The 21,489-nt window shown below is 71.5% G+C and carries 17 protein-coding genes; 10 read left to right on the top strand and 7 right to left on the bottom strand.

What is annotated here, in order from left to right; translation table 11 throughout:
* Positions 1-3: 3 nt before the first annotated feature.
* Positions 4-1,059 (top strand): hypothetical protein, encoded by a 1,056-nt coding sequence (locus tag ACE3T5_RS11990; RefSeq protein ID WP_374667876.1) that lies wholly within the window; start codon positions 4-6, stop codon positions 1,057-1,059.
* Between the two features lie 11 nt (positions 1,060-1,070).
* On the opposite strand, the gene ACE3T5_RS11985 is transcribed toward ACE3T5_RS11990, so the two are convergent.
* The gene (locus ACE3T5_RS11985) at positions 1,071-1,322 is read right to left on the bottom strand and encodes a YkgJ family cysteine cluster protein (RefSeq protein WP_374667874.1); all 252 of its coding nucleotides are present in this window, start codon (positions 1,320-1,322) and stop codon (positions 1,071-1,073) included.
* A gap of 23 nt (positions 1,323-1,345) precedes the next feature.
* The gene (locus ACE3T5_RS11980) at positions 1,346-1,927 is read right to left on the bottom strand and encodes an NADPH-dependent FMN reductase (protein WP_374667872.1); all 582 of its coding nucleotides are present in this window, start codon (positions 1,925-1,927) and stop codon (positions 1,346-1,348) included.
* Between the two features lie 107 nt (positions 1,928-2,034).
* Between ACE3T5_RS11980 and mnmG the strand changes: the two genes are divergently transcribed.
* From mnmG to ACE3T5_RS11950, 6 genes are all read left to right on the top strand, one after another.
* Positions 2,035-3,990: a tRNA uridine-5-carboxymethylaminomethyl(34) synthesis enzyme MnmG gene (mnmG, locus tag ACE3T5_RS11975; protein ID WP_374667870.1), complete on the top strand. Its 1,956-nt coding sequence runs from the start codon at positions 2,035-2,037 to the stop codon at positions 3,988-3,990.
* Between the two features lie 355 nt (positions 3,991-4,345).
* Positions 4,346-4,987 (top strand): 16S rRNA (guanine(527)-N(7))-methyltransferase RsmG, encoded by a 642-nt coding sequence (gene rsmG, locus ACE3T5_RS11970; protein ID WP_374667868.1) that lies wholly within the window; start codon positions 4,346-4,348, stop codon positions 4,985-4,987.
* 37 nt (positions 4,988-5,024) lie between these two features.
* The gene (locus tag ACE3T5_RS11965) at positions 5,025-5,639 is read left to right on the top strand and encodes a LysE family transporter (protein ID WP_374667866.1); all 615 of its coding nucleotides are present in this window, start codon (positions 5,025-5,027) and stop codon (positions 5,637-5,639) included.
* A 40-nt stretch (positions 5,640-5,679) separates the two neighbouring features.
* Positions 5,680-6,450, top strand: coding sequence for a ParA family protein (locus tag ACE3T5_RS11960; protein ID WP_374667864.1), 771 nt, complete (start codon positions 5,680-5,682; stop codon positions 6,448-6,450).
* A 50-nt stretch (positions 6,451-6,500) separates the two neighbouring features.
* The gene (locus ACE3T5_RS11955; RefSeq protein ID WP_374667862.1) at positions 6,501-7,040 is read left to right on the top strand and encodes an RBBP9/YdeN family alpha/beta hydrolase; all 540 of its coding nucleotides are present in this window, start codon (positions 6,501-6,503) and stop codon (positions 7,038-7,040) included.
* A gap of 49 nt (positions 7,041-7,089) precedes the next feature.
* Positions 7,090-8,055 (top strand): ParB/RepB/Spo0J family partition protein, encoded by a 966-nt coding sequence (locus tag ACE3T5_RS11950; RefSeq protein ID WP_374667860.1) that lies wholly within the window; start codon positions 7,090-7,092, stop codon positions 8,053-8,055.
* A 73-nt stretch (positions 8,056-8,128) separates the two neighbouring features.
* On the opposite strand, the gene ACE3T5_RS11945 is transcribed toward ACE3T5_RS11950, so the two are convergent.
* The gene (locus ACE3T5_RS11945; RefSeq protein ID WP_374667858.1) at positions 8,129-9,232 is read right to left on the bottom strand and encodes a hypothetical protein; all 1,104 of its coding nucleotides are present in this window, start codon (positions 9,230-9,232) and stop codon (positions 8,129-8,131) included.
* 115 nt (positions 9,233-9,347) lie between these two features.
* On the opposite strand from ACE3T5_RS11945, the gene ACE3T5_RS11940 reads away from it, so the two are divergent.
* Positions 9,348-10,010: a LuxR C-terminal-related transcriptional regulator gene (locus tag ACE3T5_RS11940; protein ID WP_374667855.1), complete on the top strand. Its 663-nt coding sequence runs from the start codon at positions 9,348-9,350 to the stop codon at positions 10,008-10,010.
* On the opposite strand, the gene ACE3T5_RS11935 is transcribed toward ACE3T5_RS11940, so the two are convergent.
* The 4 genes from ACE3T5_RS11935 to ACE3T5_RS11920 are packed head-to-tail and all read right to left on the bottom strand — an operon-like array spanning position 9,938 to position 15,769.
* Entirely contained in the window at positions 9,938-11,896 is a 1,959-nt protein-coding gene (locus ACE3T5_RS11935; RefSeq protein ID WP_374667853.1) for an ATP-binding protein, read from the bottom strand. The two genes, ACE3T5_RS11940 and ACE3T5_RS11935, sit on opposite strands and share 73 nt — an antisense overlap.
* Before the next feature lie 6 nt (positions 11,897-11,902).
* Complete coding sequence (locus ACE3T5_RS11930; RefSeq protein ID WP_374667851.1) at positions 11,903-13,327, bottom strand: FAD-binding oxidoreductase; 1,425 nt, start codon at positions 13,325-13,327, stop codon at positions 11,903-11,905.
* Positions 13,328-13,376: 49 nt separating this feature from the next.
* Complete coding sequence (locus ACE3T5_RS11925; protein WP_374667849.1) at positions 13,377-15,119, bottom strand: ATP-binding protein; 1,743 nt, start codon at positions 15,117-15,119, stop codon at positions 13,377-13,379.
* On the bottom strand, positions 15,116-15,769 hold the full coding sequence (locus tag ACE3T5_RS11920) for a LuxR C-terminal-related transcriptional regulator (RefSeq protein ID WP_374667847.1): 654 nt from the start codon (positions 15,767-15,769) through the stop codon (positions 15,116-15,118). Before ACE3T5_RS11920 ends, ACE3T5_RS11925 begins: the two co-directional genes overlap by 4 nt.
* A 115-nt stretch (positions 15,770-15,884) precedes the next feature.
* On the opposite strand from ACE3T5_RS11920, the gene ACE3T5_RS11915 reads away from it, so the two are divergent.
* Positions 15,885-17,510 carry a ShlB/FhaC/HecB family hemolysin secretion/activation protein gene (locus tag ACE3T5_RS11915; protein ID WP_374667845.1) on the top strand — a complete coding sequence of 542 codons (1,626 nt, stop codon included), beginning with the start codon at positions 15,885-15,887 and terminating at the stop codon, positions 17,508-17,510.
* A gap of 18 nt (positions 17,511-17,528) precedes the next feature.
* A partial coding sequence (locus ACE3T5_RS11910; RefSeq protein ID WP_374667843.1) for a filamentous hemagglutinin N-terminal domain-containing protein occupies positions 17,529-21,489 on the top strand: 3,961 nt, incomplete at its 3' end.

Below are 21,489 nucleotides of genomic sequence, written 5' to 3'. Positions count from 1 at the left end.
CGCATGGACCGCAACCTACAAGCCGCCATCTACCTGCAGCAGCTCACGCCCGAGCGGCTGCCGCTGGTGGACAACCTGGCCTTCCGTACGCAGCTGCAGAAGGTGCGCTTCGACTACTCGCTGGCCAGCCTGGCCCAGATCGACGACATGCTCGGCGAGCTGCGCGGCTCGATGCGCATGGCGTACGGCGACTTCCTGCAGAAGCAGCCGGCGGTGAACTTCATCGTCGCGCTGAACTTCTACCTGGGCACGACCATCGCCCGCGTCGGGTCCTTCGCGATCAAATGGCTGGATCACGCGCAGGTGGCACAGCACATGCCCGGCGTGCCGGAGCAGCTGGAGACGGACACGGGCTGCGTCATCGGCGATGCCATCGTGTTTCCGGCGGCGGTGGTGCTGGAGCGCCTGTTCGCGCCGCAACCCGAGCGTACCTGCGCCGGCTTCGCGGCCCGGCTGATCGAGCGGCTCACGCAGGAAGGGCAGCGCCTGCCGGACCCGGTGCCGCGGCCCAGTGGCGAGCCGGATGCGTCCCTGCCGGCCCTGCTGCGTGACGCGCTGGAGGGCGCGGGCTTCCTCGGTGCCTGGGGTATCGCCACCTTGGCCGAAGGCTCGCCGGTGGGGCCGGTGAGCCTGGTGCCGCAGGCGGGCGGCCAGCGCACGCTGATCGACTTCGCGACCTTCGGCAACGGCGACCTGCAGCAGATGGTGAGCGAGGGGATGCGGCGCCTCGCGGTGAACTCGGAAGGCGGGCCCTGGCAGGCCTTGCACTACGACGGTTACGTCAACCTGCCCAACGGACGGCGCGATGCGCTGATCGTGGAGTTGCGGGTCTATCAGGGCGGGGCGCCGGTGGAAGGGGCGGCACCGCTGCTGCTGTCGCTGACCGTGGCCCTGCCGTATCGCCCGGCCAGCGACCCGGCGGGCTTCGCCAACTTCTCGCCGCGCCTGGTGAGCTGTTCGCACCCGGGGCCGGAACGCGCCGCCATGCTGGATCACTTCTATCGCGGCATCTACTCGGCGAAGCACTTTGCCTGGGATGCGCGATTCGCAGGGGACTGATCCGGCCGCGTTCAGCGGGTGAGGTGCTCCAACCGGGTGAGCCAGGCGAGGGCGGCCGCCGGCGAATCGCCGCACATCTCGGCCGAGGGCTTCAGCCCGCCGCAGAAGGCGGGCCGCTCCGGCTGGCCGAACAGGCGGCAGCGGTTCGCCTCGTCGAGCTGCACGCAGCGCACGCCGGCGGGCTTGCCCTGCGGCATACCGGGGATCGGGGAGGTGATGGAGGGCGCGATGCAGCAGGCGCCACAGCCGGGTCGGCAATCCAAGACGCTCTCTTTTCGATAGCGTATCAGGCTGCGTGGAGGCGGCCTGCAGCCCAGAGGACCTGATCAATCACGGCCTGCACGCGGCGGCGCGCCGCTTCATCGACCAGATGGCCTGCGTCGTCAAAGGCCTGCTGCGCGCGCCCGAGCGCGTAGGTGGTCGGCGCCACCCAGCAGTGCAGGTTGATGAGCAGCGGCACCAGGTGGCTCTGCGAGCGGATGCCGCCCAGGGCGCCGGGCGATGCGCTCAGCACGCCGACCACCTTGCCGCGGCTGAAGCGCATGTCGTCACCCCAGACGGGATCGCCCTTGACCGGGGAGGACAGCCAGTCCAGCGTGTTCTTCAGCAGGGCCGGGTAGCTGGCGTTGTACTCGGGCGTGCAGATGATCCAGGCCGGATGCTCGAAGAAGAGCTGCTTGAGCTTCAGCACGTCGGGCGGTGTGCCCCGGGCTTCGAGATCCGCGTTGTACATGGGGATGTCGTGGTCGCCCAACTCCAGGTGGTTGACGTCGGCGCCGCCTGCGCGGGCCATGGCCGCCACTTCGCGGGCCAGCTTGCGGTTGTGGGATTGGGCGCGGGTGCTGCCGGCAAAGACAAGGAGCTTCATGGGTGCATTCCACCACATGGCACGAAAAGGGGGTGGCCGGTAGAATTCGGGCCTTCCTGCGATCCGGTCACTGCGTGACCCCCTGCGCCCGGGACGGCGCCACTCCCATGCTCTACCCAGAAGAATTCGACGTCATCGTGGTCGGAGGCGGCCATGCCGGGACCGAGGCCGCACTGGCCGCGGCCCGCATGGGCTGCCGGACCCTGCTGCTCACCCACAACATCGAGACGCTGGGGCAGATGAGCTGCAACCCTTCCATCGGTGGCATCGGCAAGGGCCACCTGGTGAAGGAGGTCGATGCGCTGGGCGGGGCGATGGCGATCGCCACCGACGAGGCGGGGATCCAATTCCGCATCCTCAATTCCAGCAAGGGGCCGGCGGTGCGGGCGACGCGGGCGCAGGCGGACCGCATTCTCTACAAGGCCGCGATCCGTCGGCGGCTGGAGAACCAGCCGAACCTCACGCTGTTCCAGCAGGCGGTGGATGACCTGATGGTGGAGGGCGACCGCGTGGTCGGCGCCGTCACGCAGGTGGGCATCCGCTTCCGTGGGCGCGCCGTGGTGCTGACGGCGGGGACCTTCCTGGACGGCAAGATCCACGTGGGCCTGAACAACTATGCGGCGGGCCGCGCGGGCGATCCGCCGGCGGTGTCGCTGTCGGCCCGGCTCAAGGAACTGAAGCTGCCGCAGGGCCGCCTGAAGACCGGCACGCCGCCGCGCATCGACGGTCGCACCATCGACTTCAGCCGTTGCGAGGAGCAGCCAGGGGACCTGGATCCGGTGCCGGTGTTCAGCTTCATGGGCGCGGCGGCGATGCACCCGCGCCAGGTGCCCTGCTGGATCACCCACACCAATGAGCGCACGCACGAGATCATCCGCTCCGGCTTCGACCGCAGCCCGATGTTTACCGGCCGCATCGAAGGGGTGGGGCCGCGCTACTGCCCGAGCGTGGAAGACAAGATCAACCGCTTCGCCGACAAGTCCAGCCACCAGGTCTTCCTGGAGCCGGAAGGCCTGACCACGAACGAGTTCTACCCGAATGGCATCTCCACCAGCCTGCCGTTCGACATCCAGCTCGGGCTGGTGCGCACGCTGCCGGGGCTGGAACGGGCGCACATCCTGCGGCCCGGCTATGCCATCGAGTACGACTACTTCGATCCGCGCGGGTTGAAGGCGAGCTTCGAGACGCGGGCCATCGGCGGGTTGTTCTTCGCCGGGCAGATCAACGGCACCACCGGCTATGAAGAGGCGGCGGCGCAGGGCCTGTTCGCGGGCGTCAACGCCGCGCTGCAGGTGAAGGGGGAGGGCGCCTGGGTGCCGAGCCGGGACCAGGCCTACCTCGGCGTGCTGGTGGACGACCTCATCACCAAGGGCGTGACCGAGCCGTACCGCATGTTCACCAGCCGGGCGGAGTTCCGCCTGCAGCTGCGCGAGGACAACGCCGACCTGCGGCTGACCGAGGCCGGTCGCCGCATCGGGCTGGTGGATGACGCACGGTGGGCTGCCTTTTGCCGCAAGCGCGATGCGGTTTCACGTGAAACCGAGCGGCTGAAGTCGACCTGGGTGAACCCGCGCATCCTGTCCGAGGCGGAGGCGATGCGCGTGCTGGGCACGACCATCGACCACGAATACAACCTGGGCGATCTGCTGCGCCGGCCAGACGTGCGCTATGCCGGGCTGGCCAGCCTGGAGGGCGGCCGTTGGGCCAGTGCCGATGTTTCACGTGAAACGCTGGGCGACCTCTATGAGCCGGTGGTGGAGCAGATCGAGATCGGCGCCAAGTACGCCGGCTATATCGAGCGGCAGAAAGACGAGGTGGAGCGGGCGGCGGCCTTCGAGCACCTGAAGCTGCCGCCTGAGCTCGACTACATGCAGGTCACCGCGCTCAGCATCGAGGTGCGGCAGAAGCTGGCGAAGCACCGGCCGGAAACGCTGGGCCTGGCCTCTCGCATCTCGGGGGTGACGCCGGCCGCGATCTCCTTGCTGCTGGTGCACCTGAAGAAGAACAAGTTCAAGGGCTTCACCGACGCGGCCAACCAGCCGGGTGAGCAGCGGGCCGCATGAGGCCGCAGCCCAAGGCCGCCGCCTCGCGCCTTGACGGCTTCTGGATCCCCGCCTTCGCGGGGATGACGGGAATCTCGTCATTCCTGCGCAGGCGGGGATCCAGAAGGTGGGCGCCTCTCCATCGGGCAGTCGTGGGTCCGTGTCTGCGCCAGGACGACGAGCGAATGCCGTCATTCCCGCGCACGCGGGCATCCAGGGGGGCGTATGGATCTCGCCCAGACCCGGGGCGGGCTGATGGGAGGCATCTGCCATCGCCCGCACTCGGCTGCGCCCTCGCGGCGGGCGGTCATCGTCAGCCGGCCGGAGACCCCCTGTCCTCATCTCTCCCATACCTCCCGCCCGGAAAGCATCTGTCATGACCGTTGAAGCGAAGCTCCGCGCTGGCGCGGCCGAGCTCGGCCTGACCCTGACCGGCGAGCAGGTGAAGCGACTGCTGGATTACCTTTCGCTGATCCAGAAGTGGAACCAGGTCTACAACCTGACCGCCGTTCGTAACCCCGACGACATGCTGGCCCAGCATCTGCTGGACAGCCTCGCGGTGGTGGTGCCGCTGCGCCGGCAGTGCCCGGGCGCGGCTCGCATCCTGGATGTCGGGTCCGGCGCCGGCCTGCCCGGCGTGGTGCTGGCCATCTGCGGGGCCGACTGGCAGGTGGACTGCGTGGACACGGTGGGCAAGAAGGCCGCCTTCATCCAGCAGGTCGGCGCGCAGCTGGGACTCGCCAACCTGCGGGGTGTGCACGCACGGGTCGAGAACCTGTCCGGCCCGTACGACGTGATCGCCTCCCGGGCCTTCGCCTCCTTGCCGGACTTCGTCTCCTGGTCGTCCGCGGCGCTGGCGCCCGAGGGGGTGTGGATGGCCATGAAGGGGCGCCACCCCGAGGCCGAACTGGCCGCCTTGCCCGCGGACGTGGCGGTGTTTCACGTGGAACCACTCGCTGTTCCGGGCCTGGATGCCGAGCGTTGCATCGTCTGGATGCGGCGCGCGTCCAAGCCCTGACGGTACACTCGCCCTTCATCCCCGGAGGGCAGCAAGCATGTTTGGCGTCACCGACTACGGCGCATTCGTCGTCGCGATCCTGGTTTTCCTGGCCATTCCGGGTCCGGGCAACCTCGCCCTGATCACGTCCACGGGCAAGGGTGGCATCGCGGGCGGCCTCGGCGCCACCTTCGGCGTGATCGCCGGGGACCAGGTGCTGATGTGGGCGGCGGTCGCCGGCGTGGCCGCGCTGCTGGTCGCCTACCCCGCCGCCTTCCATGCCGTTCAGTGGCTGGGCGCCGCCTACCTGGCCTGGCTGGGTTTCCGGATGCTCACCGCCAAGCCTGGCGATGCGCCGGTGCTGAACATCGAGCCGCGCCACTACTTCAAGCAGGCTGCGCTCATCACCCTGCTCAACCCGAAGGCGATCGTGTTCTACATGGCCTTCTTCCCGCTGTTCGTGGATCCGGCCCGGCATCAGGGGCTGCTCACCTTCGGCGTGATGGCGGCCACCATCGCCGTGCTCACCTTCGCCTACGGCCTGGCGGTGGTGCTGCTCACGCACCACATGGCCGAGCGCATGCGCGCCAACCCGATGATCGGCCGCCTGCTGGAAAAGCTGGCGGGCGTGTTCCTGATCGGCTTCGGCGTCAAGCTGGCGGTGGCCAAGTGATGACGCGGGCAGGGCACGCGGTGCGGGAGGGCGCCCGCTGATGGCCAAGATCTTCTGCATCGCCAACCAGAAGGGCGGCGTCGGCAAGACCACCACCACGGTCAACCTCGCGGCCGGCCTGGCCCGCATCGGGCAGCGCGTGCTGATGGTGGATCTGGATCCGCAGGGCAATGCCACCATGGGCTCCGGCATCGACAAGCGCAAGCTGTCGCTCTCGGTCTATGACGTGCTGCTCGAGTCCGCGTCGGTCGCGGAGGCACGCACCCGCAGCGAGAAGTGCGGCTACGACGTGCTGGGTGCCAACCGGGAGCTGGCCGGCGCTGAGGTGGAGCTGGTGGAGGTGGAGCGCCGCGAGCGCCGGCTGAAGCAGGCGCTGGCCGCGGCTGACGCCGACTACGACTTCGTGCTCGTGGACTGCCCGCCTTCACTGTCCCTGCTCACGCTCAACGGCCTGTGCTCGGCGCACGGCGTGATCGTGCCGATGCAGTGCGAGTACTTCGCGCTCGAGGGCCTGTCGGACCTGGTCAACACCATCAAGCAGGTGCACGCCAACCTCAACAAGGACCTGCAGATCATCGGCCTGCTGCGCGTGATGTTCGATCCGCGCATCACCCTGCAGCAGCAGGTGAGTGACCAACTCAAGGCGCACTTCGCCGAGAAGGTGTTCAACACCGTCATCCCGCGCAACGTGCGCCTGGCCGAGGCGCCCAGCTACGGCCTGCCGGGCGTGGTGTTCGATCCGTCCGCGCGCGGCAGCCAGGCGTTTGTCGAGTTCGCCCAGGAAATGGTCCAGCGCATCAAGGCCATGTAGGCCCACAAAGCGCACCAATCCTCACGCCATCGCTATCCGACTTGTAGCAGATGAAGCCCCGCAACGTGCTCGTGCTGCCCGGCTGGGAGAACAGCGGCCCGCGCCACTGGCAATCGCTGTGGGAGCAGCGCCATGGCTATCGCCGCGTCGAGCAGCACGACTGGCTGAAGCCGCTGCGCGGTGACTGGGTCGCCCGGCTGGAGGACATGGTGCTCGACTGCGACGAGCCAGCCGTGCTGGTTGCCCACAGCCTGGGCTGCATCCTGGTGGCGGCCTGGGCCGCGCACTCACGCCACACCCATCATGTGAAGGCCGCGCTGCTGGTCGCGCCGGGCGATGTGGAGCAGCCGGCCATCCGCGACCAGATCCCGACCTGGTCCCCCATTGCGCTGCAGCGCCTGCCGTTTGCGAGCGTGCTGCTCGCCAGCCGCAATGACCCGTACTGCGCCTTCGACCGCGCGCGCGGCTTCGCGCAGGCCTGGGGCGCCCAGTTCATGGACTACGGCGACTGCGGCCACATCAACGCCGATTCCGGCCTGGCGAGCTGGCCCGAGGGCCATGTGCTGCTGCAGGACCTGATGAAGGACTGATCCGCGCCCGCGCGCGCCCATCGAAAGAACCAGGAAGGACCGGCCAGACATGGTCACGAAGAAACCCAAGGGCCTCGGACGCGGCCTCGAAGCGCTGCTCGGCCCCAAGGTGGAGGAGGGCGCCACCGACGCCGCGCCGGGCAACCCCGGCCTGCCGGCCTCGCTGCTGCTCGCCGACATGGTGCCTGGCGCCTACCAGCCGCGCACGCGCATGGACGAGGGCGCCCTGTACGAACTGGCCGAGAGCATCAAGGCGCAGGGCATCATGCAGCCGATCCTCGTGCGCCGACTGGGTGACGAGGCCTCGCGCCAGCGCCGGGCCGAGCAGGGCCAGGACGGCGGTGCCGCCCAGCGGCCGCTGTACGAGATCATCGCCGGCGAGCGTCGCTTCCGCGCCGCCAGGCTGGCCGGCCTGGACAGCGTGCCGGTGCTGGTGAAGGAGGTGCCCGACGAGGCCGCCGCCGCCATGGCGCTGATCGAGAACATCCAGCGCGAGGACCTGAATCCGCTGGAGGAAGCGCAGGGCCTGCAACGGCTCATCAAGGACTTCGGCCTGACCCATGAGCAGGCGGCGCAGGCCGTCGGCCGCTCGCGCAGCGCGGCCTCCAACCTGCTGCGCCTGCTGAACCTGGCCGACCCGGTGCAGACCATGCTGATGGCGGGTGACCTGGACATGGGCCATGCCCGCGCGCTGCTGTCCCTGGAGCGTGCCGCGCAGATCACCGCCGCCAACCAGATCGCGCAGAAGAAGCTGTCGGTGCGCGAGGCCGAGAGCCTGGTGAAGAAGCTGGGCGCCGAGTTCAGCCTGGTCTCGCCCAAGCCCAAGAAGGAGAAGTCGCGCGACCTGCGGCGCATCGAGGAGGAGCTGTCGGACCTGCTCACCGCGCAGGTGGAGGTGCGGGTGAAGAAGCGCGTGAAGCGCCATGGCCGCGTGGAGGAGCTGGGCGAGCTGGCCATCCACTTCGGCTCGCTGGACGAGCTCAACGGCCTGATCGACCGCCTGCGGCGCGAGTGATCACCGTCTCCGCGGCGGCACCATGAAAAACGCGCCCCGAGGGGCGCGTTTCGCGTTTCAGGCCCAGGCCTGCTTACTGGTACACGTAGCGCACGCTGTACGGGATGGTCATCGAGATCGGCGAGGTGATCGCGACGGTCGCCGAGATGTTGCCGGTGTTGCCCGAGAAGCTGCAGCTGTTGATGGTCAGCGTGCCGCCGGATTGCGCCGTGGCCTGCTTGAACGTGGCGTCGTTCTGGATGCCGCCGCAGAACTCGCTCTCGTTGCTGGGGGCGGGCACGTTGCCGACGTTGATGGTGGCGCCGGCGATGCCGTTGACGGTGACCGTGACCACCAGGTTCTTGTTGGTGGTGGGGGTGGTCGGCGTCGTCGGGGTGGTCGGCGTCGTGGGCGTCGTGGGCGTGGTCGGGTTCGTCGGCGTGGTCGGCGTGGTGGTCGAACCGCCGCCGAAGTTCACCGTGATGGTGGTGCCGTTGATGGCCGCGAACGCCGCCGTGAAGGCCGCCTGCAGGCCGCCCGCATTGGCCCAGGACTGGAAGGAGGCGAGCGTGACGGTGCTGCCGTTGCCATTCACCAGCTGCGACACGGCGCGCAGCAGGCGGCCGTAGGGATCCGTCGTGCCGGTGCCGACGTTGGGGACGGTGGTCGTGATGTTGACCGTGCTGGGCAGGCCGAAGGCCGTGGTCACCTGCGACGTGGCGCTGGTGAAAGAGGCGCTGCTCACGCCGCCCGTGCCGGACTTGGCGATGCTGTAGGCCACGGCAGTCAGCGGCGTCACGATGCCGGTGGCGTTGCCGCCCTGGCTGGCCAGCACCACCTGCATCGGGTCGGTGAGCGACTTGGTCGCGTTGGTGGCCTCGTCGGTGTAGGTGCCGCCGCTGGCCTCGATCACCACGTCGCCGGTGTAGGCGAGGTTCAGGCTGTACACGCCGCCAGGGCCGGTGGTGACGCAGTCACCGATGCGGTCGCCCTTGCCGGCGGCGACCGCGCGATAGGCGCAGACCGTGGCGCCGGTGACGGGGCCCTTCACCACCGAACCGGACACCGTGGTGGTGGTGGGCGTGGTGGGCGTGGCGGGCGCAGCGGTGTCGTCGTCGTTGCCGCCGCAGGCGGCGAGCAGGCCGGCGGCAGCGAGGCTGGCGGCCAGCAGGGAGGTACGGCGCAGGGTCTTGTTCATGTGGGGACTCGCAGGTGACAGTGGAAGATGTTGAACAGCTTAGGGCCTGCACCCCGGGCCGTGCACCCCGTGATCAGGGGGGGCGCGCGGCGCGGCGCTCGCCTAGACTGACTGCATGGCCCTGCGGTTCGAGCGTGCGCTGATCGTGGAAGACCTCGACGAACCGCGCCAGTGGCTCGCCGAGATCCTGCCGCGCGCGCTGCCCGGCGTGCGCCAGGTGGACACCGCGGCCACGCTGGCCGAGGCGCGGCTGCGCATGCAGTCGCATGCCTATGATCTGGCCCTGGTCGACTGGGGCCTGCCCGACGGCACCAGCGAGAGCCTCATCGCCGAGCTGGTGGCCAGGCGGCCGGATGCGGTGGTGATCGTGGCCACCATCCATGACGACGACACGCACGTGTTCCCGGCCTTGCGCGCGGGCGCGACCGGCTACATCCTGAAGTCGCAGCCCGGCGAGGACGTGATGGCGCAGCTGCGGCGCATCGAATCGGGCGAGCCGGCGCTCTCGCCCTCCATCGCGCTGCGGCTGCTGCGGCACTTCCGTGTCGCGGCCACCCTGCCGGGGCCGGGTGCCACCGATGACGTGAAGCTCACCGAGCGCGAGGTGGACGTTCTGCGGCTGATCGCCAAGGGCTACCGCGCGACCGAGGTGGCGCCGCTGCTGGGCATCAGCCCGGCCACGGTGAGCAGCTACGTGCGCGACATCTACCGCAAGCTGGGCATCTCCTCGCGCGCCGAGGCGGCGATGGAGGCCGCGCGCCGCGGGCTGGTGGCCTGAGCCGGCTCCGCCAGCGGCACGCGCAGCAGCACCTCGGTGCCCGGTGCGTCGGTGCGCGACCGCACGCTCACCTCGCCGCCGATCTGCCCCGCGCGATGGGCCATGTTCTTCAGGCCGCGCGCGCCGGGCCGCTCCGCCGCGGGCGGCAGCCCGCGGCCGTCGTCCCGGATGGCGATGGCCAGCACCGGCGGGCTGCCCGCCTCGACCCGCGCCGCCAGGGTCATGTGGCGCGCCTGCGCATGCTTCACGATGTTGGTCACGGCCTCCTGCAGGATGCGCATCACCTGCAGCGCAGAGTCGCTCGGCAGCTGCACGTCGTCCAGTGACTCGTCGATGTGCCAGGCCAGTTGCACGCCGGCGGCGGCCAGGCGGTGGTCCCAGCGGTTGCGCCACGCCGCCAGCGCGCCCGGCAGGTAGTGGCCCATGTCGGTGCTGTCCATCAGCAGGCGCAGCTCGTCCAGGCTGTCCTGCAGCGACTGGCGGATCTGCGGCGGTGCCAGGGCGCCGCGTTCCAGCCCGCGCAGGGCCGTCATCAGCTGCGCCCCCAGGCCGTCGTGCATGTCGCGCAGCAGCCGCTCGCGCTCCTGCGTGCGGGCGGACTCGCGCTCGCGGTCGCGCAGCCGCGCGTAGCTCTGCTCCAGCTCGGCCGTCTTGGCGCGCACGTGCCGCTCCAGTTCCTCGTTGGTCTGCTCGGCGCGGTTGAGCATGGCCACCACGTAGTGCGCCGACAGCGCCGCGAAGGCGACCAACAGGATGACGAAGCCCCAGAACACGTAGCTCGGTTCGCTCGCCGGCAGCCGGCCCGTCATCACCTGCACGTCGTGCATCGCGCAGCCGAGCAGCGTGACCAGGCTGCCCAGCATCAGCGCCAGCCGCCAGCCGGACTGCCGCCGCAGCCGCCAGACCCCGACGATCAGGGACAGCAGGATGATGGTCGTCACCAGGAAGCAGAGGGCCCGGGTCTGGATGACGCCCACGCCGGCCGCAGTGGCCACGATCAGCACCGCGGCGGACACCCCGGTCGCGCCCCAGAGCAGCCGGTGCAGCCGGCGCTGCGTCACCCGCATGAGCGCCATCACGCCCGCCGCCACCGCCGCCTGCGCCAGCAGGATGTTGATCGGGTTGAACTGCTCGAACAGCAGCGGTGCCACCGGCACCGTGGGGCTGAAGTAGGCCAGCCCGCGCACGCCCCACAGGCCACAGGCGATGGCCAGCCACAGCAGGACGCGGTCGGCGCGGCGGGGCAGCCACAGCACCAGCGCCATCACGCCCATCACCAGGGCCACGCCCGAGGCGGCGTCGGCGAAGGCCACCACATTCTCGAGCGAGGCCGCATGACGCGGCAGCAGCGCCTGGGCGCTGCCCAGCTCGGCCTGCACGAGACCGGAGGGGATGTAGCTGGGCGCGGCCAGCGTCACCTCCACCCACTGCGTGTCGGCGGGCAGCGCGAAGAGCGAGGGGATGCGGCCGTTGTGCACCGGCTGGTCAGGCAGCAGCCGCGCCGGCAGCACATCGGCCAGCTCGATGCGGCCCCCGGTGCTGAGCAGCGTGAGCGGGCGCCCCTGGTCATCGCGGACCGAGAACGAGGCGCCGACGCGGAAGAAGCGCAGCGCGGCATCGGCGCGACCCTGGCAGAGGCGGGTGTCGATGCGGTAGCGCACGGCCAGTTCGGCGGCGCGCTCGGGCAGGCCCAGGCGGTCGGGCAGGGTGATGATCTCCCGCCTGACCGGCCCGCCGGTGCGGGGGGCGATCACGCGCTCGGCGCTGGCCACCGCCTGCGGCGGATCGCACGGCGGCGGGTCAGCCGCGAGCGCCGCTGCGGGCGCGAGCCAGAAGGCGCAGGCCGCGAACAGGCCCGCGAGACCGCAACGGGCTGAGCGGCTCACCGCCATTCAGAGCGCGAAGATCTTCCCCGGGTTCATGATGTTCTTCGGGTCCAGCGCGCGCTTGATGGTGCGCATCATGTCCACCGCGCCAGCGCCGGCCTCGTCCACCAGGAAGCCCATCTTGTGCAGGCCCACGCCGTGCTCGCCGGTGCAGGTGCCGCCCAGGGCCAGCGCGCGGCTCACCAGCTTGTGGTTCAGTTCCTCGGCGATCTCGCGCTCCTTCGGGTCGTCCGGGTTCAGCAGATAGCCGAAGTGGAAGTTGCCGTCGCCCACGTGGCCGACCAGGAAGTACGGCAGGCCGCTCGCGTCGGCCTCGGCCACGGAATCCAGCAGGCAGTCCGCCAGGCGCGAAATCGGCACGCAGGTGTCGGTGCTGATGGCGCGGCAGCCGGGACGCGACTGGATGGCGGCAAAGTAGGCGTTGTGCCGCGCGGTCCACAGGCGGGTGCGCTCTTCCGGCGTGGTGGCCCATTCGAAGGCATTGCCGCCGAACTCGGCCGCGATCTCCTGCACCGTCTCGGCCTGCTCCTGCACGCCGGCGGGCGAGCCGTGGAACTCCATCAGCAGCATCGGCTCCTCGCGCAGGGTGAGCTTGCTGTGCGCGTTGACCATGCGCACGGTGTTGTGGTCGATCAGCTCCACGCGCGCGATCGGCACGCCGAGCTGGATCACCTGGATCACGCTGCGCACCGCGGCCTCGATGCTGGGGAAGCTGCACACGGCGGCGGAGATCGCCTCCGGGATCGGGTACAGGCGCAGCGTCACCTCGGTGATCACGCCCAGCGTGCCTTCGCTGCCGACGAAGAGCCGCGTGAGGTCGTAGCCGGCGGAGGACTTCTTGGCGCGCGTGCCAGTGCGGATGATCTCGCCGCTGGCGGTGACCACCTCCAGCGCCAGCACGTTCTCGCGCATGGTGCCGTAGCGCACCGCGTTCGTGCCGCTGGCGCGGGTGGCGCTCATGCCGCCGAGGGTGGCGTCGGCGCCGGGGTCGATGGGGAAGAACAGGCCGGTGGACTTGATCTCGTCGTTGAGCTGCTTGCGCGTCACGCCCGGCTGCACCGTGACCGTGAGGTCCTCGGGATTGATCGACAGCACGCGGTTCATGCGGCCGACGTCGATGCTGATGCCGCCCTGCACCGCGAGCAGGTGGCCCTCCAGCGAGGAGCCGACGCCGAACGGGATGACCGGCGTGTCATGCGCCGCGCACAGGGCGACCGCGTCCGCCACGTCCTGCGTGCTCTCGGCGAACACCACCGCGGCCGGCGGCGGCACCGCGAAGGACGATTCGTCGCGGCCATGCTGCTCGCGCACTGCCATCGCGGTCGAGCAGCGCTCGGCGAAGCGCGCCTTCAGCGCGTCGATCAGGGCCGCGGGCACCTCGCGCTGGTGGACGTCGGGCACGAGATGGGCAAGGGCGGTGGGGGCGTTCATGGCGGTGTCTCCGGGGGAAGGGGCAGTGTAGCCAACCCGCCCCGGCGCGTCACGGCGCGCCGTCCGGTGGCGCGGCGAGGTGCGCGCTCAGCAGTGCCCGCAGGCGGATCGGCCGGATCGGCTTGCGCAGCACGGGCACCTCGGCGGGGACCTGGCCCAGCGAAGCCTCGTCCTCGGCGGTGACCAGCGCGGCCAGCCGCAGCGCCGGCTGGCTGGCGCGCAGCTGCGCGAGCAGGCGCAAGCCGTCCTCGTCATCCGGCAGCCGCCAGTCGCACAGCACGGCGTCGTACGGGCGCCCCTGCGCAAGCGCACGGGCCTGCGCGGCGTCGCCCGCGCCGTCGCACTGCAGGCCCCAGCTCGACAGGGTGTGCACCAGCGAATCCCGCACCAGCGCGTGGTCATCCACCACCAGCACATGCCCCGTGAGCGCCCCCGCGGCGGCGGGCGTGTCTGCCGCCCCGGCCGGCGTCTCCTGCGGCGCCGGCGGCGGGCAGGCCGGCAGGACCAGCGTGAAGCGGGTGCCGCGCCCCGGCACGGAGCGCAGCTGCAGCGGATGATCCAGCAGGTTGCACATCCGGCGCACGGTGGCGAGGCCGAGACCGACCCCCTGCGAGGGGTCGCGCTCCGGGTTGTTCAGCTGCACGAACTCGTCGAAGATGCGGTCCTGTTCGGCCGGCTCGATGCCGATCCCGGTGTCGATCACCTGCAGCCGGACCGATCCGCCAACGCTGCGGACAGCCAGCAGCACGCCGCCGCGCCGGGTGTACCGGACCGCATTGCTCAGCAGGTTGGACACGACCCGCTCCAGCATCGCCGCATCGCTGATGGCCCAGGCTGGCCGGGCGTGGACCCGCAGCGACAGGCCGCGCGCCGCCGCGGAGCCCTCGTACAGCGCGGCCAGTCGACGCACCAGCTCGTGCAGGGCGACCGGGGCCAGCGTCGGCCGCATGCGCCCGGCGTCCAGGCGGGAGATGTCGAGCACGCCCTCCAGCAGGTCGTCCAGCGAGCCGATGCATTGCGCGATGCGCGCCACGTGGGGTGCATCGTGCTCGTCCGGCCGCAGCAGCGAGGTGTAGTAGCCGAGCGCATGCAGCGGCTGCCTTAGGTCGTGGCTGGCGGCGGCGAAGAACTGGGACTTGGCCTGGCTGGCGCGCGCCAGCGCCTCCGTCTGCTCGCGCAGGCGTTCCACCAGCGCCGCGTTCTCGTGCCGCAGCTCGATGAAGCGGCGCAGCGTGCGCGCGTGGAAGTGGCCGAAGTAGAGCAGGTAGCTCAGCAGCAGCAGCATCCCCGCGCCCAGGTAGGTGTGCAGCATGTCGCCCTGCAGCAGCGCCCAGGTGGCGAAAGGCAGCACCAGGCTGATCACGTAGCTGCGCATCATGGGCGGGTGGAAGGCCTGCACCGCCACGTTGCTGGCGGCCATGCCGCCGAGGGAGAGCGCCACGAAGAACTGCTGCTCCGGGTGGGCCGGGTCCAGGAAGGCGAGCACGCTCAGGCCCCAGTAGCCGCCGGACAGGAGGCTGCCCACGGTGTAGACGCGGGCGATGAAGGCCGGCGAGTGGGCCACCGCCCGGTCCGGCCACAGCCGCACCATGGCCCGGCCCGGGCCGTACTGCACCAGCACCACGCCGGCGAACCAGGCCGCGAGCAGCCTGCCCGGGTGGTAGGGCAGCAGGGCCAGGCACAGCAGGGCCGCGACCGCCAGCACCGACCAGCCGGAGTCCATCAGCGGGCGGCGCATCGCCCGAATGCTGTCCTCGAACACCGCCCGTGCGGGCGCGCCGGTTTCACTCATGGGGGCGGGCGCTCATGGGGGCTGGCGTTCGGCACGTAGGCCATCAGCACCGCCTGGGCGCGGTTGGTCGCGCCCAGTTTCTCGAAGATCTGCGCCAGGTGGTTCTTCACCGTGTGCGGCGCGATGCCCAGGGCCTGGGCGATCTCCTTGTTGCTGGCGCCCTGCGCGGCCAGGCGCACGATCTCCTGCTGCCGGCCGGTGAGGGGGCTGGCGCCGGTGGTGGCGCTGGTGGCGGCCGGAAAGTGCGCCTCCCCGGCAGCGAGCGAACGCAGGCCCTGGAGCAGGTGATGCACCTCCAGCGATTTCGGGAAGTAGCCCGCCAGGCCCGCGGCCAGGGCGCGTTGCGGCAGGCCGGGATCGTCGGCCCCGGACATGAGCGCGAAGGCGACATCGGGGTGCCTGCGACGCAGCTGCTGGGCGCCAACGAGGCCGTCCGTGCCTGGCAGCCGGTAGTCGATCAGCACCAGGTCGATGCTCTGCGCCGAGGTGTCGAGCATCTGCGCGGCCTGCTCCAGCGAGGCCACGCTCAGCACCCGCAGGGCAGGCACCTGCTGCCGCAACGCCAGCCCCAGACCCTCGCGGAACAGGGGGTGGTCGTCGACCAGAAGAATGCCGAAGCCCGCCAGGTCGTCCACGCCCGAAGTCTCCATGATCGTGAATTCCTTCGCAGCATAGGCCGTGGCGATCGGGCCGCCATAGGCCGATCAACCTATGGACAGCGCCGGCGGGGCGCCGGAAAAATGGCGGCGCAAAGGAGGTGTCCCGATGCGCAAGGCCCGCTGCAAAGCCTACGCCGGTCTGCTGGCGGCCGTGGTGGTGGCTGCCCAGGTCCATGCCCAGCCGGCGGCAACGGGCAGCCGCTTCCGCCTCGCCGACGTGGTGCTGGACGGTGGCCAGGTCCGCCCTGGCGTCGACTGGCCCGCGCTCGTGGCGCCGCTGCGCGGCCGCGAGATCGACTTCGCCGAGCTGGAGACGCTGCGCGCGGCGATCGAGCGGCGCCACCACGACCAGGGCTGGCGCCTGGCCAGCGTGCGCATCCCGGCGCAGGCCACCGACACCGGCGTCATCCGCATGGTGCTGGTCGACCCGCGGCTCGGCCAGGTCCGCATCGCCGGCGTGGCGCCGGCGGACAGCGCCCGCTGGCGCGCGTTGCTGCCGGCCCTGCGCGAGGGCGAGCCGCCGAACATCACGCGGCTGGACCGGCAGCTCGCGCTGGCCAACGAAAGCCCGGCGCGGCGCGTGCAGGTGGCCTTCGTGCCGGGCGCCACGCCGGACACGCTGGATGCCGAGGTGCGGGTGGAGCAGGCCGTGCCCTCGGGCTGGGTCGCCTTCCTCGACAACACGGGCGACGACGCCACCGGCAAGCTGCGCCACGGCCTCGCCTGGCGGCATGCCGACCTGTGGGGCCTGGGTCACCAGCTCAACGTCCAGGTCATCTCGGCGCCGCACGACCCGGACCACCCCAGCCGCTTCACGCCCTGGCCCAGCCGCCGCGTGCAGATCTACGGCCTGGGCTACCGCGTGCCTGTGGTGGCGGCCGGCGCCTGGCTGGAGGCCACGCTGGGCCACTCGAACGTGGACAGCGGGACCGTGCAGGACCTGTTCACCGTGCGCGGCCGCGGCAGCACGGCCAGCCTGCGCGGCACCGTGCTGATGGACCGCCAGGGCGGCTGGGAGCCGCGCTGGTTCCTCGCCGCCGACTGGCGCCACTACGACAGCCAGACCCTCTACGGTGGCGTCAACCTCGCCGTGCCGCTGACGCTGCGCCCGCTCACGGTCGGCTTCTCGGTCAGCCGGCCGGCGGTGCCGCAGGCACCCACGGCCGCCAGCGCCTGGGTCTCCTTCAGCGCCAACCTGCCCGGTGGCCAGCATGGCGGCGACGCGGCCTTCGCCGCCAGCCGCGCCGGGGCCACGCCCCGCTACCAGGTGCTGCGCTTCGGCGGCTCGGCCCTGCGGGAGGTTGCGGACTGGCGCCTGAGCGCCACCGTGGACGGCCAGTGGAGCGATGACCTGCTGGTCTCCGGCGAGCAGTTCAGCGCCGGCGGCGCGGGCTCGGTGCGCGGGTTCGCCGACCGCGGCATCACCGGCGACACCGGCCTGCGGCTGCAGGTCGAGGCCGTCACGCCCAACCTGTGGCCGGCGTCAGGCGACGGGGCGGGCGCGGCGGCGACTGTGCGCCTCGCGGCCTTCGTGGACGCCGCTTCGGCCCGGCGCCGTGCGCCAGCCGCCCTGGAGCTGGCGCGCACCGCCATCGCCAGCGTGGGCGTGGGTCTGCGTGCGCAGTGGGGCCCGGCGACGCTGCGGCTGGACCTCGCGCGACCGGTCCATCAGCGCACCGGCGGCCCCCGCGAATCGGGCGCCGCGCATGTTTCGGCCGCTTTCGCTTTCTGAACGCACGGGAGCCATCGCATGCGAACCCACCGCAACCCACTCGCCGCGCCGCGCCTGCGCGCCCTGAGCGCCGCGCTGGCCACCTGCTGGCTGGCCTCCGCCGGTGCCCAGCCGCAGCACCCGCAAGTGGTGTCGGGCAGCGCCAGCATCAGCCAGCAGGGCACCCAGCTGCTGGTGCGCACGGCCGACCGCACCATCCTCCACTGGGGCAGCTTCTCGATCGCTCCGGGGGAGGCGGCCCGCTTCATCCAGCCGCATGCCCAGGCTTCGGTGCTGAACCGCGTGACGGGCCCGCAGCCCTCGCGCGTGCTGGGCGAGCTGCTGTCCAACGGCCGCGTATTCCTGATCAACCCGAACGGCGTGCTGGTCGGACCGCAGGCACGCATCGACACCGCCGGCTTCATCGCCTCCTCGCTGGCGCTGGACGATGCGGACTTCCTCGCCGGTCGCCTGCGCTTCACCGATGCGACCGCCGGCGCCGGCGTGGTGCGCAACGAGGGTCTGATCCAGGGGCGCGGCGGGCTGGTGGCGCTGGTGGGCCCGCAGGTGCACAACACCGGCAGCGTGGCCTCGCCGGGTGGCGCCATCGTGCTGGCGGCCGGCCGCTCGGTGGAGCTGCTGGACGCCTACATGCCGGCCATCCGCGTGCGCATCGATGGTGTCGCCAGCGACGCGCACCTGCAGCAGGTGCTGCAGCGGGGCACGCTCAGCACGGCCGTCACCGCAGGCGACGAGGCAGTGGGCGCGCGGGCGGAGGGCGGGCGCATCGTGCTCTACGCGGCGGGCGATGCCGACGTGGCGGGCGTCGTGGACGCGTCCCACCATGCGGGTACCGGCGGTGGCGTCGACGTGACCGGGCGGGCCGTGCAACTGCGCGGCGGCGCCCGCATCGACGCATCCGGCGCCCGCGGCGGGGGCCGCGTGCGCATCGGTGGCGCGCCCGGTGACGGCCCGGCGGGCCTGTCCGCGTCGCAAGCCACCGTGCTGGAGCCGGGCAGCACGGTGCGCGCCGACGCCACGGTCGAGGGCGACGGCGGCCGGGTCATCGTCTGGTCGGACGGCCACACGGCCGCGAACGGCCGCCTCCAGGCCCGCGGCGCGGGGGCCGGCGCCGGCGGCTTCGTGGAGACGTCCGGCAAGCGCACGCTCGACGTGGCCGGCCTGTCGCTGGACGTCGCCGCCGGGCCGGCCGGCACCACCGGCGGCACCTGGCTGCTGGACCCGTACAACATCGAGGTCGTGGCTGGCAACGGCCTCACGGCCAACGGCGGCGCCACCGCCTTCACGCCCTCGGGCAGCAACTCGCAGGTGGGCGCGGACCTGCTGAATGCCCAGCTCGACGCGGGCACCAGCGTGACGCTGGACACCGCCGGTGCCGGTGCCGACGCCGGCCACATCACGGTGAGCGCCCCCATCACCAAGACGACGGCGAACGGCGCCTCGCTGACCCTGCGCGCGGATGGCGGCATCAGCGTGCAATCGGACATCACGCTCGCTGGCACCGCCACCGTCAGCCTGCAGGCGGCGGGCGCCATCAGCGTGCAGGGCGCCACGGTCACGGCGCACACCATCCAGGCGAACGGCGCCAGCATCAGCCGCAGCGGCGCCCAGGCCAACGACTTCGTCTTCTCGCTGCCGGCATCTGCCGGCAGCCTGGGCCTCACCACCACGACCGGTGCCATCGGCGCCGCGGGCAGCGCGATCCGTTTCACCGACCGGTCGACCACGAACAACTGGAGCGCGAACACGACGGCGGCCGGCGCTGCCGGCCACATCCACCTCGAATACACCGCCACCGCGGGCAGCAGCAACGCCAGCACCATCGCCGGCGCCAAGGTCAGCACCGATGCCGCGACGGCGCAGACGGTGTCCTACCGGCACGCTGGCACGGGCACGCTGGAGGTCACGAGCAACGTGACCGGCAACGACCATTGGCAGATCAACAGCGCGAGCCACTTCGCGGTGAGCAACGGCCAGTCGATCACCGCTTCCAGCGTGACCGTGCAGGCCACCGGGCAGCTGGAGTCGGGCGGCGGCGGGCCTTCCACGCCGTCCGTCATGTTCGACACCTCGGCCGTCAATGGCCCCATCTCGCTGACGGGCTCCGCCTTCACCGGCACCGGCTGCGGCGGCACCCAGCGCACCGTGGGCGTGCGGCCCGGCACCGGCACCGTGAGCGCCACGAGCAGCGGGGTTCCCAGCTGCGGGGGCTCCATCCAGCTCACGCACTTCGGCGGCGACCTGCTGACCAGCCGCTACCAGCTCGCCTTCACGGGCGGTGGTGCCGGCAACCCGGTGAACCTGGGTGCCGCGGACGGGCACGTCCTCATCGACGGCACCGCCGGCTTCGACGCCAGCGTGAACAACCGCAACTTCACGATCAAGACCCTGGCGGCCGGGCGCGACATCCGCTTCACCGGCGGTACGGTGCGGGGCAACCGCACCGAGTTCACGGCCACGGGCAACATCGACAACCTGTCGCCGGGCACGGTCGGCTTCGACCAGCAGAACCACAGTGCGCCCCAGTGGCAGCTGCACGCGGGTGGCGGCATCGGCCTGACCAACCCCATCGACTATTCCGTGGCCTGGGTCGGCAGCGTGCGCAGCGCCGGCACGGGCACCGCGGGCAACATCCGGCTGAACTGCGTGTCGTGCAGCGGCAACCGCTTCGGCGACCTCCGCACGGCGACGGGCAGCGCGCAATCGATCTCCCTGACGGGTTCCGGCGTCGTCTTCTCGCTCGGCCAACCCGGCTTCGGCGGGCAGGCCGAGACGGCCAACGACGACATCACCATCAACGTGACCGGATCGGTGCACTTCGACCAGTTCAACAGCACCCTCACGGCGGCCAGCTTCAACGCCACGGCCAGCGGCTACTCGCAGGGCACGAGCGGCATGGAGCGCTGGGTGTCCACCACGGGCGCGACGTCGATCACCGCGACCACGGGCAGCATCGGCAGTGCCTCGCAGGCGGCGCGTCTGTCGGGGCCGATGGGCTCGCTCACGCTGAGCGCGGCCGACAGCGTGTACATCGACGTCGGCGCGAACCCCCTCACCGACGCCATCTTCTCGAGCATCACCACCGGCGCCGGGGCCGGCGTGATCGGCCTGCGCCAGGCGACCGGCCAGACCATGACGTTCAACGGCACGCATGCGCTGAACGACAAGCTGGTGCTGTATGCCGATGGCGGCACCATCACCTTCGGGCCCACGGCCAGCCTCTCCGCGGCCGGCCTGGACCTCTGGGGCACGACCACGGTGCAGGCTGGCGCGGTGCTGACGCAGACCGGTGGCACGGGCCTGCTGCGCGGCAACCTGACCAACGCGGGCACCGTGCGGGTCAACGGCGGCAGCCTCGACATGAATAACGGCGGCTGGGGCGGCTACACCGACAGCGGCGGCACGCTGCAGCTCGGCGGCGGCAGCCTCACCGTGCCCGGTGTCGGCCTCACGCTGACGAGCGGATCGCTGCGCGGCAGCGGCACGGTCACGGGCAACGTGGTCAACACCAGCGGCACGGTGGCACCCGGTGCCTCGCCCGGCGACCTCACCATTGCCGGCAACTACACGCAGGGCGCGGGCGGCACGCTGGCCATCGAGATCGAGGGCACCACCGCCGGATCGGGGTTCGACCGCCTGAACGTCACCGGCTCGGCGACCCTGGGCGGCACGCTCGCCGTGACCACGCCAGGCGCCTTCATCCCCAGCACCAGCGACAGCTTCGCCTTTCTCACGGCGGCCAGTCGCAGCGGCACCTTCGCCACGACCCAGCTGCCCGCGGGCTATGCCGGCAGCGTGAGCTACACCGGGACGGGGGCCACCATGGGGTTCACGACGGTGCCCGCGCCACCGCCGCCACCGCCACCGCCACCACCACCACCACCACCACCACCACCACCACCACCACCACCGCCGCCGCCGGTCACCGCGCCCCCGGTGGACTCGACACCGGCGCCGGCGCCCCAGCCCGCGCCGGCCC

It is taken from the genome of Ramlibacter sp. (genome assembly GCF_041916345.1).
Taxonomy (GTDB): Bacteria; Pseudomonadota; Gammaproteobacteria; order Burkholderiales; family Burkholderiaceae_C; genus Ramlibacter.
Note: the sequence above shows the minus strand (reverse complement) of the source record. Positions and strands in the feature narration are given on the sequence as shown.